The sequence below is a fragment of the Pseudoalteromonas sp. PB2-1 genome (assembly GCF_045040605.1).
Classification (GTDB): domain Bacteria; phylum Pseudomonadota; class Gammaproteobacteria; order Enterobacterales; family Alteromonadaceae; genus Pseudoalteromonas; species Pseudoalteromonas arabiensis.
In genome coordinates this window covers 2,567,123-2,579,396 of the sequence record NZ_CP090667.1, presented here as the reverse complement: position 1 = coordinate 2,579,396, position 12,274 = coordinate 2,567,123, and the positions used below count along the sequence as shown (strand labels likewise).

13 protein-coding genes are annotated in these 12,274 nt (G+C 41.6%); 11 read left to right on the top strand and 2 right to left on the bottom strand.

Annotated features, from left to right (window positions below):
- Positions 1-11: 11 nt before the first annotated feature.
- From L0Z67_RS12095 to L0Z67_RS12045, 11 genes are all read left to right on the top strand, one after another.
- Positions 12-722, top strand: coding sequence for an RNA polymerase sigma factor FliA (locus tag L0Z67_RS12095; RefSeq protein ID WP_062570035.1), 711 nt, complete (start codon positions 12-14; stop codon positions 720-722).
- A 40-nt stretch (positions 723-762) separates the two neighbouring features.
- Entirely contained in the window at positions 763-1,146 is a 384-nt protein-coding gene (gene cheY / locus L0Z67_RS12090; RefSeq protein ID WP_016708035.1) for a chemotaxis response regulator CheY, read from the top strand.
- 17 nt (positions 1,147-1,163) lie between these two features.
- Positions 1,164-1,931: a protein phosphatase CheZ gene (locus L0Z67_RS12085; protein WP_062569741.1), complete on the top strand. Its 768-nt coding sequence runs from the start codon at positions 1,164-1,166 to the stop codon at positions 1,929-1,931.
- 15 nt (positions 1,932-1,946) lie between these two features.
- A complete protein-coding gene (locus L0Z67_RS12080) occupies positions 1,947-4,229 on the top strand; it encodes a chemotaxis protein CheA (protein ID WP_062569742.1) in 2,283 nt (760 codons plus the stop codon).
- A gap of 75 nt (positions 4,230-4,304) precedes the next feature.
- Positions 4,305-5,438 carry a chemotaxis response regulator protein-glutamate methylesterase gene (locus tag L0Z67_RS12075; RefSeq protein ID WP_193987618.1) on the top strand — a complete coding sequence of 378 codons (1,134 nt, stop codon included), beginning with the start codon at positions 4,305-4,307 and terminating at the stop codon, positions 5,436-5,438.
- Entirely contained in the window at positions 5,431-6,195 is a 765-nt protein-coding gene (locus L0Z67_RS12070; protein ID WP_062569744.1) for a flagellar motor protein, read from the top strand. Before L0Z67_RS12075 ends, L0Z67_RS12070 begins: the two co-directional genes overlap by 8 nt.
- Before the next feature lie 5 nt (positions 6,196-6,200).
- Complete coding sequence (locus L0Z67_RS12065; RefSeq protein ID WP_237114306.1) at positions 6,201-7,160, top strand: flagellar motor protein MotB; 960 nt, start codon at positions 6,201-6,203, stop codon at positions 7,158-7,160.
- 11 nt (positions 7,161-7,171) lie between these two features.
- Entirely contained in the window at positions 7,172-7,942 is a 771-nt protein-coding gene (locus L0Z67_RS12060; protein WP_237114305.1) for a ParA family protein, read from the top strand.
- 2 nt (positions 7,943-7,944) lie between these two features.
- Positions 7,945-8,694 (top strand): chemotaxis protein CheW, encoded by a 750-nt coding sequence (locus L0Z67_RS12055; RefSeq protein WP_062569747.1) that lies wholly within the window; start codon positions 7,945-7,947, stop codon positions 8,692-8,694.
- Between the two features lie 21 nt (positions 8,695-8,715).
- Positions 8,716-9,213: a chemotaxis protein CheW gene (locus L0Z67_RS12050; RefSeq protein WP_058586379.1), complete on the top strand. Its 498-nt coding sequence runs from the start codon at positions 8,716-8,718 to the stop codon at positions 9,211-9,213.
- A gap of 15 nt (positions 9,214-9,228) precedes the next feature.
- The gene (locus L0Z67_RS12045) at positions 9,229-9,630 is read left to right on the top strand and encodes a DUF2802 domain-containing protein (protein ID WP_062569748.1); all 402 of its coding nucleotides are present in this window, start codon (positions 9,229-9,231) and stop codon (positions 9,628-9,630) included.
- 20 nt (positions 9,631-9,650) lie between these two features.
- Here the strand turns inward: L0Z67_RS12045 and L0Z67_RS12040 are convergent, their stop codons facing one another.
- Together L0Z67_RS12040 and L0Z67_RS12035 are read right to left on the bottom strand one after the other, a co-directional pair.
- On the bottom strand, positions 9,651-9,959 hold the full coding sequence (locus tag L0Z67_RS12040) for an EscU/YscU/HrcU family type III secretion system export apparatus switch protein (RefSeq protein ID WP_062569749.1): 309 nt from the start codon (positions 9,957-9,959) through the stop codon (positions 9,651-9,653).
- A 1-nt stretch (position 9,960) separates the two neighbouring features.
- Entirely contained in the window at positions 9,961-12,261 is a 2,301-nt protein-coding gene (locus L0Z67_RS12035) for a flagellar hook-length control protein FliK (protein WP_237114304.1), read from the bottom strand.
- Between the last annotated feature and the right edge of the window lie 13 nt (positions 12,262-12,274).

Sequence of the window (12,274 nt, the reverse complement as noted above, 5' to 3'; positions counted from 1 at the left end):
TGAATAAAGCGATGGGATATCAATCAGCAAACAATTTGAATGCGATTGTCGAAAAGCATGCCTCTTTAGTCAAAAAAGTGGCATGCCATTTAATTGCTCGTTTACCCGCCAGTGTTCAATTAGACGATTTAATTCAATCAGGCATGATTGGCCTTATAGAAGCATCAAAAAACTTTGATGCAGGCAAAGGAGCGAGCTTTGAAACCTTCGCTGGTATACGCATTCGCGGTGCGATGCTTGATGAAATTCGTCGCGGGGATTGGGCGCCTCGCTCTGTTCACCGAAATGCACGCCTCGTTGCTGAAACCATAGCCGCACTAGAAAGTACTTTAAATCGAGAACCCAAAGATACAGAAGTTGCTGAAAAACTTGATATTACGCTCGATGAGTACCATCATATCTTACATGATGTAAATTCTAGTAAAGTTCTGGGTATTGAGGATTTAGGTGTTGATGAAGACGTTATTACACCTATGGGGCAAGATTTAGCACTAGACAAACCGTTTAATAACGTTAAAAATGAACGGTTTAACCAATCTCTATTAACGGCTATTCAATCGTTACCGGAAAGAGATGCACTTGTTTTATCTTTGTATTACAACGATGAAATGAATTTAAAAGAAATAGGGCACATACTCGACGTAAGTGAATCGCGTGTGAGTCAAATACATGGTCAGGCGATGATTAAGCTCAAAGCAAAAATCAATGACTGGATTAATTAGTAGTAAGTAAATATAGGTTCAAACCTCACCGGAGGATGTTTTGGATAAAAACATGAAAATTCTTGTTGTTGATGATTTTTCTACAATGAGACGTATCATTAAAAACCTGTTAAGGGATTTAGGTTTCACCAATGTGCAGGAAGCTGATGATGGTTCAACAGCATTACCAATGCTACAAAATCAAGAATTTGATTTTGTTGTCACCGATTGGAACATGCCAGGTATGCAAGGTATTGATTTATTGAGAGCTATTCGTGCCGACGACAGCCTAAAGCATATTCCAGTGCTCATGGTGACAGCTGAAGCGAAAAAAGAACAAATTGTTGCTGCTGCTCAAGCGGGTGTAAATGGTTATATCGTTAAACCATTCACTGCTGCGACACTGAAAACCAAATTGGAAAAAGTGTTTGAACGTTTAGGTTAATCTAAGGGGAGAGGCTTATGTCAGCACTTGCTGCGCCTCAAATAAGTTTAGAGCAAGCTCGTCAACTTGTTGAGTATCTTGAAAATGGTGAACAAGAAAAAGCGGATAAGCTAATACTTGACACAGCATCAAAAGAACAATCAGAGCTGTTTGCAGAAATTGGTAAATTAACGCGACAACTTCATGAAGCGCTAAAAAACTTTGATCTCGATACGCGTTTAACTGGCTTAACAACGGAAGCAATACCCGATGCTAAACAGCGCTTAAATTATGTCATGGAAATGACAGAAAGCGCCGCTAATAAGACCATGGATGCAGTGGAAGCAAGTTTGCCAATTGCTCAGCAACTTGCAGACGATATAGCGACGATAAAACCTACGTGGGATCGTTTGATGAATCGAGAAATTGAGCTCGGTGAATTTAAATCGCTATGTCATAGCTTAGATAAGTTTATGAACAGCTCGCAAACTAAAACAGATGAGTTACAAGGCTTGATGACGAATGTGCTGATGGCACAAGATTATCAAGACTTAACAGGGCAAGTTATACGCCGAGTCATCGAATTAGTACGCGAAGTAGAAGACAGTTTAATCAATCTTTTAACTGTGTTTGGCAGTCAAGAAGATGGTCATCAAAAACAAGAAAAACAGGCCATAGAACAAGCACCTGCACAAAGCGATACGCTTGCAGGTCCTGAAGGGCCAATTATTGATAAAGAGTCTCGCGATGATGTTGTCTCAGGACAAGATGAAGTTGATGATCTATTATCAAGTCTGGGCTTCTAAGAGGAGAGTAGCTGCATGAGCTTTGAAGTCGATGAAGATATTTTACAGGATTTCCTAGTTGAAGCTGGAGAAATCTTAGAGCTTTTGTCAGAGCAATTAGTCGAACTGGAAAATAACCCAGAAGATAAAGATTTATTAAATGCCATTTTTAGGGGCTTCCATACCGTAAAAGGTGGGGCTGGCTTCTTAAGCATGACAGAACTTGTTGATGCATGTCATGGCGCCGAAAATGTCTTTGATTTATTACGACAAGGCGGGCGTACTGTTACATCTGAATTAATGGATGTTATTTTACAGGCACTCGATACAATAAATGAGATGTTTACGACCATCCAGAACCGTGAGCAACCAGAGCCTGCGGATCCTGCCCTCCTTGAAGCCCTTCACAAATTAAGTCATCCACCGAGCGCAGAAGAACTTGCTGGTGAAGACACATCAATTACAGAGGGTGTCAGTGCGGCACCAGAAGAGCCCGTTGTTGAAGAGCCTATCATTGATAGCCCAGAAGTAACTGCTGATGTGGCAACGGATAACGTTGATGAAGACGACCCGTTTGCATTTGATATGTTGTTTGATGGTGGTTTGGCTGATACCCAGCCTGAAGCACAAAATATTGATGAAATTACTGAAGACGAATTTGAAAGCTTACTTGATGAACTCCATGGTAAAGGGCAAAGCCCAGCAGCCGTAGAGGCAGAAAAAGTAAGTAATAATAGTGATGATATCACTGATGATGAATTTGATAGCTTATTAGATGAACTGCACGGAGTAGGTAGCTTTGGTGAAGTAAAATCAACTAGCACACCAGAACAAGTGCCGACTGAAAAGCCTGTCAGTACAGTATCAGCGCCTGCTGGTAGTGAGAGTGACGATGAAATTAGTGATGATGAATTTGAAGCATTGCTGGATGAGTTACATGGTAAAGGAACAGCGCCTAAGTCACTAGAGTCTTCATCACCAGCACAGCCTACAGAGCCAAAAGCGCCAGAAGTAGCTAAAGCTGAGCCTAGTAAACCAGTGCCGCAAGCAAAACCAGCAACCCCTGCGCCAGCAAAAGCGGCTCAACCAGCCCCTGTTGCAGCTAAAGCAGAACCTAAGCCAAGTGCCGCTGCGAAAAAAGCACCTGCACCACAGGCAGAAACTACGGTACGTGTTGATACTAAACGTCTTGACGAGATTATGAACATGGTTGGTGAACTGGTGCTTGTTCGTAACCGTTTAGTTAGTCTTGCTAATAATACCAACAGTGAATCTATGGGTAAGGCTATCTCGAATTTAGATGTTGTCACAGCAGACTTACAAGGTGCTGTGATGAAGACACGCATGCAGCCAATCAAGAAAGTATTCGGCCGCTTCCCTCGCGTTGTTCGTGACTTAGCTCGTAGCTTGAAAAAAGATATTAATCTGCTGTTGGTGGGTGAAGATACCGATTTAGATAAAAACTTAGTTGAAGCCCTTGCTGATCCACTTGTGCATTTGGTTCGTAACTCAGTTGACCATGGTATTGAAATGCCTGATGTGCGTGAGGCCGCAGGTAAACCTCGTACAGGGACTGTGACGCTATCAGCATCACAAGAAGGCGATCATATCTTACTTACCATCCGTGATGATGGTGCCGGTATGGACGCCGAGAAATTGAAAAAGATAGCAATCAGTAAAGGTGTTATTGACCATGACCAAGCTAGCAGACTCTCTGATACAGAGGCCTACAATTTAATTTTTGCTCCTGGCTTCTCAACGAAAGAAGAGATTTCTGATATTTCGGGCCGTGGTGTGGGTATGGATGTGGTGAAAACCAAGATCACCCAACTAAATGGCTCAGTTAATATTCAGTCAGAACTCGGAGTCGGTACTGTACTTGAAATTAAAGTACCGCTTACATTGGCTATTCTTCCAACATTAATGGTTATTGTTGGAGAACAAACATTTGCGTTACCACTTGCAGGTGTTAGTGAAATTTTTCACCTTGACCTAACTAAGACGAATGTGGTCGATGGGCAACTGACGATTATTGTTCGCCAGAAAGCCATTCCACTCTTTTACCTCGAACATTGGTTAGTGAAAGGTGCAAATAGCCAAGAACGCAAAGCCGAAGGACATGTTGTTATTGTTCAAATAGGTACGAAACAGGTAGGCTTTGTTGTTGACTCGTTGATAGGTCAAGAAGAAGTCGTTATTAAGCCGCTTGATGCTTTATTACAAGGTACACCAGGCATGGCGGGTGCGACGATTACCTCTGATGGTGGGATTGCACTTATTTTAGATGTGCCAAGCATGCTAAAACATTACGTTGGCTAGCATTATTTAAACTCACTATTTTAAGTGCGCGTGGATACAGCGCACTTACACTGAACACATAACAAGAGAGTGCCAATGGCAGTCAAAGTATTAGTTGTCGATGATTCGAGCTTTTTTCGCCGTCGTGTCAGCGAAATTTTAGAGCAAGATAGTAATATCCAAGTTGTAGGCTTTGCCGTGAATGGCCGAGAAGCTGTTGATAAGGCAAAAGAGCTTAGACCTGATGTCATTACTATGGATGTTGAAATGCCCGTTCTTGATGGTATTAGTGCCGTTAAAGAGATCATGGCTGCTACACCAACACCTATTTTAATGTTTTCTTCATTAACTCGTGATGGTGCAACAGCAACACTTGATGCGCTTGATGCGGGGGCTTTGGACTTTTTACCGAAAAAGTTTGAAGATATTGCCCGAAATAACGAAGATGCAATCGCACTTTTACAAAATAAAGTAAAAGAAATTGGTCGCCGTCGCATTTCACGTTTTACACGTCCTGCTCCGCCACCTCGCACAGCATCTACAACATCTACAAGCACCAGAAGCGGTGGTATTGTTCAGCCTGATCGTAGTTTCAGCCGCCCAGCACCAGCTCCGGCTTCATCGACGAACAATGTGCGAGCTTCAGGCAAACAGTACCAAGTTGTTGCAATTGGTACATCAACAGGCGGCCCTGTTGCTTTACAAACCATATTAACTCAACTGCCAGCTAATTTTCCGCACCCTATTTTACTTATTCAGCATATGCCTGCTGCATTTACACCTGCTTTTGCTGCGCGACTAAATGGTCTGTGTAAAATTAAAGTGAAAGAAGCGCAACAAGGCGACAGGTTAATGCCAGGTACCGCTTATTTAGCACCTGGTGGTCAGCAAATGCTGGTAGAAGGACGTGGAAGTTCTCGAACGTTACGCGTTTTTGAAGATGATAGTCCTCGCATTACATACAAACCGAGTGTGGATGTAACATTTGCAAGCACTGCTAAAGCATTTGGTGGTGATGTATTGGCGGTTGTGCTTACTGGTATGGGGGCTGATGGTCGAGATGGTGCCCGCATGCTAAAACAAGCTGGTGCGACTATATGGGCGCAAGATGAAAAAACCAGTGTTGTTTATGGTATGCCGCAAGCCGTTGCTAATGCAGGCCTTGCAAGTGAGAGCTTAGCGCTTAATGACGTTGCTGCACGGTTAACACGAGAGACTGGGTGTGGATAAACTGTCGTTTCTTGGTTTAATCGTCGCTGTTAGCGCTATTGCTTTTGGTTATGCACTTGAAGGTGGGGTGGTAAGCGCTCTATTTAATGGCCCAGCGCTGATTATCGTGCTAGGTGGTACCTTAGGCGCTGTAATGTTACAAACACCAAGCAGTGTATTTTCTAAAACAGTAAAAATTAGCCATTGGGTATTTTTCCCCCCTTACCACGATATTGATGCTGCGATTGAGCAGGTGAAGCGTTGGTCTCAAAAGGCACGCCAAGAGGGGTACCTTTCGCTTGAGAATGAGGCCTTAGCGCATGATGATCCCTATGCGGTAAAGGGGCTAAGCATGTTAGTTGATGGAGCTGGTGAAACGAAGCTTAGGGATACACTTGAAATTGACTTAATGCTCGAGCGTGAAAGATTAATGGAAGTGAGCCGTGTATATGAAGCCATGGGGGGATACAGTCCAACCATTGGTATCTTAGGTGCGGTACTTGGGCTTATTCAAGCAATGCAATTTATAACCGATCCTGAAAAGCTTGGAGCAGGGGTCGCGACAGCGTTTATTGCGACAATTTATGGTGTTGGTTTAGCAAACTTACTCTTTTTACCAATGGCAAACAAACTAAAGCAACAAATTGAACAAAAAATGCTGTACCACGAGTTACTTGCAGAGGGAATTATTGCTATTGCCCAAGGTGAGAGCCCATTAAATATTGAACTCAAACTTGAGGCGTATCGTGTAGAGCGTCCAAGCTTAGCTGGCGAGTAACTCTTATGATGCGCCGTCGCATGCGTCATAAAATTCAAAAAAGCCAACATACAGAGCGTTGGCTTGTTTCTTATGCCGATTACATGACCATTATGTTTGCGTTTTTTGTGGTGATGTATGCAATCGCTATTAGCAAGAATGAAGATTTCCAAGTTTTATCTGATTCACTAGAGCAAGTGTTTGATAAATCAGCACGTACTCATCAGCAGGCTGGAACTGGGGTACAGGGTACGGGGATTTTAACAGACCGTGTCACGCCTGAAAGCGAGGTTTTATATGGTGAAAGTATCCTCAAAGAAGAGCAAGGGCCTAAGTTAATTGATGGGCAAGCCGATACCAGTAATATCGAAAAAAAGCATTTAGGAAAACCGCTAGATAGTCTACTTAGCAAACTGCAATCTGCTTTAATTGATGAGATCCGTAATGGTGAGGCTAGCCTTGAGCTTAATCAAGACTGGCTGATAATTGAATTGAGTTCAGGCATGTTGTTTTCGTCGGGCAGTGCTGTTGCTCAACAACGTGCTAAACAAGTTGTTGCATTAGTTAAAGATATTATTGCTCCTGTAGATAATTATATTCGCGTAAGAGGTTATACCGATAACGAAGGTATTCGTAATGAAATGTTTCGATCTAACTGGGAACTGTCAGTCGCACGCGCAACATCAGTATTGGTTGAGCTTGAAGAGTTGGGGATAAACCCTGCTCGCATGGCCATTGAGGGCTATGGTCAGTATTCACCCTTTTCCAGTAATGACACAGAACAAGGGCGTGCAGAAAATCGTAAAGTCGTTGTGGCACTTTCTAAATATGGTTTACCAGAACAAGCACAGCAGGCTACCAATGAACAAGCTAAACCCAGTGTAAACGAGAGTACAGAAATTGAGTTGCCAAGCAATGACAACACGATTAAAGTGATTCAATTACCTCACGGTGGCATTCGAATTACCACGCGCAATGAACAATAACAAGGTGTGATGTGAAAATTTGGACAGTAGCGAATCAGAAAGGCGGAGTAGGGAAAACCACAACCGCTGTTAGTCTTGCTGGCACGCTTGCATTACAAGGGAAACGGGTATTATTGATAGATACCGATCCACATGCTTCATTAACTTATTATTTTGGTATCGATTCAGAAGAGTTAGAGATTAGCGTCTACGATATTTTTGCCCGTGGCAACAGTATGGCCAGCGAAGAAATCTTACAAGCACTTTGCCCGTCAACACTTGAAAACCTTGATATTTTACCTGCAACCATGGCTATTGCGACCCTCGATAGAAGTATGGGCAATAAGAATGGTATGGGTCTTATACTAAAAAAAGCGCTGGCAAAAATTAGCGAACATTATGACTATGCAATTATCGACTGTCCGCCTGTATTAGGTGTATTAATGGTTAATGCCTTAGCTGCCAGCGAACGTATTTTAGTGCCAGTACAAACAGAGTTTTTGGCTCTCAAAGGTCTTGATCGTATGATGCGCACTATGGAGTTGATGCAAACATCGCAATCTAAACAATATCAGTATACGATTATACCAACAATGTACGACAAACGGACTAAAGCATCCCTTGAAGCCTATAAAAATCTTCAGGATAATTACAAAGATAAAGTGTGGTCGGGAGTCATCCCCGTTGATACCAAGTTTAGAGATGCAAGTTTGGCACAGCAAGTACCTATTCAGTTTTGTCCTCGATCACGAGGGGTATTTGCGTATCGCGCATTACTCGATTATTTAGTTGCACAAGGTTAAAGATGAGTAGCAAACACTTATTTGCCAACGAAAAAGTGATGACCCAATACTTGGGGGCATTACTGTGTGAGGAAGAACCAGAACAGCAAAACCTTGAACCTGTGGCTAAGTTACTCGAACAAGTAAATGAGTCAAAAGGTGACCCATTACCTCTAGAAGTAGAGCAAAAAGTAGAAACACCTGTTGTTGAACCTATTAAAGAGCTTGAGAAAACCGAGAACCAAGCTAATATCAAAGATATAGTCGAACAAAAACAGACTGAGATTGTTGCTAAAACCTCGTCTGAGCGACAAGAAGACTATTTTGATGGTGAATTTCAAGCATTGTTTTTTGAGGTCGCAGGCTTAACTTTAGCTGTTCCTTTGAAAGCATTAGGGGGCATTCATCAACTAACAGAGGTTAATCAGTTATTTGGCAAACCTAAGTGGTTTAAAGGTGTGATGCTAAATCGTGATGAAAAACTGAATGTAGTGGATACAGCACGTTGGGTGATGCCTGAAAAGTATGATGAAAAATTAGAACAGTCACTCGATTATCAATATTTAATCACCTTAGGTGACAGCCAATGGGGATTATTGGCTGAGAAGCTCGTAAATAATATTACACTTCGCGAAGAAGATGTAAAATGGCGAGCAAAATCAGGCAAGCGGCCTTGGCTTGCTGGCGTTATCAAAGAGAAAATGTGCGCCTTGATTGACGTTGAAAATTTATACCAATTGCTAGAGCAGGGCTTAGACAGCCGTGAGCAGTAACTATTTTTACGGAGTAATAGCATGAGTGAAGAAAGACTACTGTCAGCGAATAAAAATGCTGATAGCAACGATGAAGTGTTACAGTGGGTAACCTTTAAACTTGAAGAAGAAACGTACGGCATTAACGTAATGCAAGTACAAGAAGTACTTCGCTATACCGAAATTGCTCCTGTTCCAGGTGCGCCCTCTTATGTGCTTGGAATTATTAACCTGCGTGGTAATGTTGTGACTGTAATCGACACCCGTGCACGTTTTGGTTTAATGGGCGCTGAGGTAACGGATAATTCTCGAATTGTCATTATTGAAGCGGAAAAGCAAGTTATCGGTATCTTGGTTGATAGCGTTGCTGAAGTTGTGTATCTACGTAGCTCTGAAATTGACAGTGCGCCGAATATTGGCACAGAAGAAAGTGCTAAGTTTATTCAAGGTGTATCAAACCGTGATGGTGAGTTACTGATCTTGGTTGATCTTAATAAACTTTTAAATGACGAAGAGTGGGATGAGCTGAGCGCATTATAAACGCTCAGAATTTATATGCTGTTATACTCTTTGTTTGGAGCCTCAATCTTACTATTTTTGGTATGCTTGGGGCTTATTTTTGTTAATAACAACAAGCACGCTACGGCGTTAAAAGCAAAGCAACAACAAGTGCAAGATGCTCAGCAACAGTTGAGTATTTTACGCAGTGAAGTGGCTGAAATGCGAGCTGGCATGCTAAGTATTGGCAAAAGATTGGTTGCTGTTGAAGATAAAAATCAAGAACTTGAACAACTTCAAGATGCACAAAAATATGATGACCCCAATGCGAAAATTTACTCGCGTGCGGTAAAAATGGTAGAACTTGGTGCCGACTTGGAGGAGATTATTCGCGAGTGTGAATTACCCAGAGCTGAGGCTGAGTTACTCATGTCATTACATAAACAAAAGGGCGCTTAATTAGCGCCTTTTCTCTTTATTTAAGCCTGAATGTTCAGCTTTCCTTGAAAGTCCTGCCAGCCAGGGGGAAATTTTCCTCTTAACACATATGAAAAAGCAATAAGCTCAGCGATTACGTAGTAAAGTTCCTTAGGTATTTCTTCACCTAACTCAAGATGTGCAAGTGTTTTTGCTAAATCAGCATCTTGATGAATTAAAATACCTTTTTCTTCAGCCAGTTTTACTATTTCATCAGCAAGCTCGCCAAATCCTTTCGTTGTTACTTTTGGTGAATTGCCTACCTCATACAGTAGCCCTATGGCGGATTTATGTTTGCGGTCATCTTTCATATTAAACCTTTACATTAATGATTGCATGAGACTGGTAAAATGCATGGTGTGTGGGCACGCCTTGTTTTAAGTTTAGTTCAGCGATATTTAAACCGTGACTGGCGAGTTTGTGGCGTAACGTTTCTAAATGTGGGTGAGCTAATGCAGTTACATCTTGTGATGATGCTAATAATTGACATTCAACGGCTTTATCCATTATTTCAGCAGTGACTTGTAGCTGACCAAGCTCAGCATAGTCAAAGTTAAGCCTCACGAACCATACATCCTTATTTTCTAATTTATTTTTGCTCGGTTTTTTATAATGACCTAGGCTAATTTCAGTTTGCCCAATTTCTGGCGGTAATTTCATTGGTAAAAAGAATTGCGCTAAAGGGTTAGCGTCTTGCTGCTGGTTTATCGGGGTTGTTTGTACCTGTGATAAGCTCGATTTCAATTGGCCAATTTCATTAGCAAGAGTTTGGAGATTAGTTTGCTGTAACTGCTCAAGCATTTTGTTACTGTCGATGGCTTTAAAGTTTGGTACTAATACTTGCAATAGCGCATCAAGCCCATGTTGGTTGTTAAAACCTATTGCTGTGGGGGACTGACTAATTATAGGCGCGGCGAGGGTTGTAACTGCGAGCTGCTCAAGTCCTTGATTAAAGCTAGCCTGTAGGTTCTGTGGCGATAATGATGCAGGCCTTAAAATACTCAACAGCTCACGCTCGATAGTTACTGGAAGTGTATTTTGAGCAGAGATCATTCTGTTGAATGCTTGATTCACCAATCGGTTTAAGTCTATTGATGGCGTGTTATTACTTTGGCTAAGCTGATTTAGTTTTTCACTTAATTGAACAGGCACAGTGGTACTAATAAGTTGCTTACTCTCACCTTGAGGTATTAATGTTGCGACGAGCTTAGCCTCAAGTGGCTGCATTAATTGTAAGGGCCGCGCTAAATTTGGCTCTTTAGATGCTAAAAACGCTGCATTAGCATTGCTGTTATTCGTTGCAGTTTTGCTGTGTTGTAATAGTTCGGTATTTGTAGTGAGTGCTGCTAAACCTGCTTTTACCTGTTGAAAAAGCTGAACCATCGGCGGCGAATTATTATAGTGCGTGGGTAGCATGACTTGCGCTGCGGTCATCGGTACTTTTGAAGATGTATTTGCCCACGGAGCTTGTAGTTCAGCCAATTTAATAATATCTATTTTTTTTGTATTAAAGCCAAGCTCTGCCACAGATAAAGTGCTTTTCAATAAAGTTGAGTTTAAATTTGCTGTATGTTTTTGAGTTGCTGGCAGTTTTTCAAAATACCGTACTGCATCGCTTATACGTGTTTTTAAATCAGCAAAACTGTCTTTTAACCAAGAGCGTATTGGAGAATTAGTTGAGCTTAAAGGCTGTGCCAATGACAGAACAGTACTTTTATTTGGTTGCTCTTTAAGTAATTGATGAAATGTGTCGGTTAAAGAGTTTTTTAAAATGAACTGCTCATTGATAGGTTTACTTACCAGCTTTAATCCATTACGTATTACCTGTGGGGTTAGTTTAATGTCTTGAGCGTTTTGCTGTAGCTGAGTTAGTAACTGTTTACTTTCATTCGTGGGAAGATCTTTTAATTGCAGTTTCATCGATGCCATTGCTTTGTTTGCAATGGTAACCTGTAGCTGCTTCGCAGATAAATTGAGTGCGAGTTCAGGTGCTAATTTAGCTAAGATTTCTGCCACTTTTTGCTGGCTAACAGTTTGTTGATGTAGCGAGTCACCATAACGGTTCAAAATATTTAATGTAAACTCAGCGTGTTTAGTCGTTGCAGGTAAAATAACTGCTTGTAGAGGTGCTTCTGATTTCAAAAGTGTGCTGAGTGTGTTGTTTAACATAAACTCGGCTTTTAAAGTCGGTATGCTTAAAGTCGGTTTATTGCTCGGAATTGTCGCAGGAAGTATTGCTGTTGTTTGACTGTCGCCTTGCGCTAAAAGGTTTAAAAGAGCTTGCAACTGAGGAGCTTTACTTAATGTCAGACTAACCGGTGTCGGTGTGATGCTAAGCTGCTTACCATCATGATTCAACGAAACGTTAGCTGATGCATACTTAGCTAATTGGTAATTCGTTTGCTGGGTAGATAAACGTAACGTTTGCCACGAATCATCGAGTAATACATCCATTTGCACTGAGTGTTTGCTAATAACAATATTACGGGCACTTAGAGTTTGTTCACCAAGTGCTTGTATCGCTTCGTTTGATGAATTTTGCGCAACGCGACTGACTCCTGTGCTCTCAAGGTTTAGTTGTGTAGTTAGCGTTAACGGGCTCTGTTTATTCATTATTTTAGATCAA

Coding starts and splice junctions, on each gene's coding strand:
- L0Z67_RS12080 (WP_062569742.1), top strand. CDS start 1,947: ATGAGCTTTGAAGTCGATGAAGATATTTTACAGGATTTCCTAGTTGAA.
- L0Z67_RS12055 (WP_062569747.1), top strand. CDS start 7,945: ATGAGTAGCAAACACTTATTTGCCAACGAAAAAGTGATGACCCAATAC.
- L0Z67_RS12050 (WP_058586379.1), top strand. CDS start 8,716: ATGAGTGAAGAAAGACTACTGTCAGCGAATAAAAATGCTGATAGCAAC.
- L0Z67_RS12065 (WP_237114306.1), top strand. CDS start 6,201: ATGATGCGCCGTCGCATGCGTCATAAAATTCAAAAAAGCCAACATACA.
- L0Z67_RS12085 (WP_062569741.1), top strand. CDS start 1,164: ATGTCAGCACTTGCTGCGCCTCAAATAAGTTTAGAGCAAGCTCGTCAA.
- L0Z67_RS12075 (WP_193987618.1), top strand. CDS start 4,305: ATGGCAGTCAAAGTATTAGTTGTCGATGATTCGAGCTTTTTTCGCCGT.
- L0Z67_RS12095 (WP_062570035.1), top strand. CDS start 12: ATGGGATATCAATCAGCAAACAATTTGAATGCGATTGTCGAAAAGCAT.
- L0Z67_RS12045 (WP_062569748.1), top strand. CDS start 9,229: ATGCTGTTATACTCTTTGTTTGGAGCCTCAATCTTACTATTTTTGGTA.
- L0Z67_RS12040 (WP_062569749.1), bottom strand. CDS start 9,959: ATGAAAGATGACCGCAAACATAAATCCGCCATAGGGCTACTGTATGAG.
- L0Z67_RS12035 (WP_237114304.1), bottom strand. CDS start 12,261: ATGAATAAACAGAGCCCGTTAACGCTAACTACACAACTAAACCTTGAG.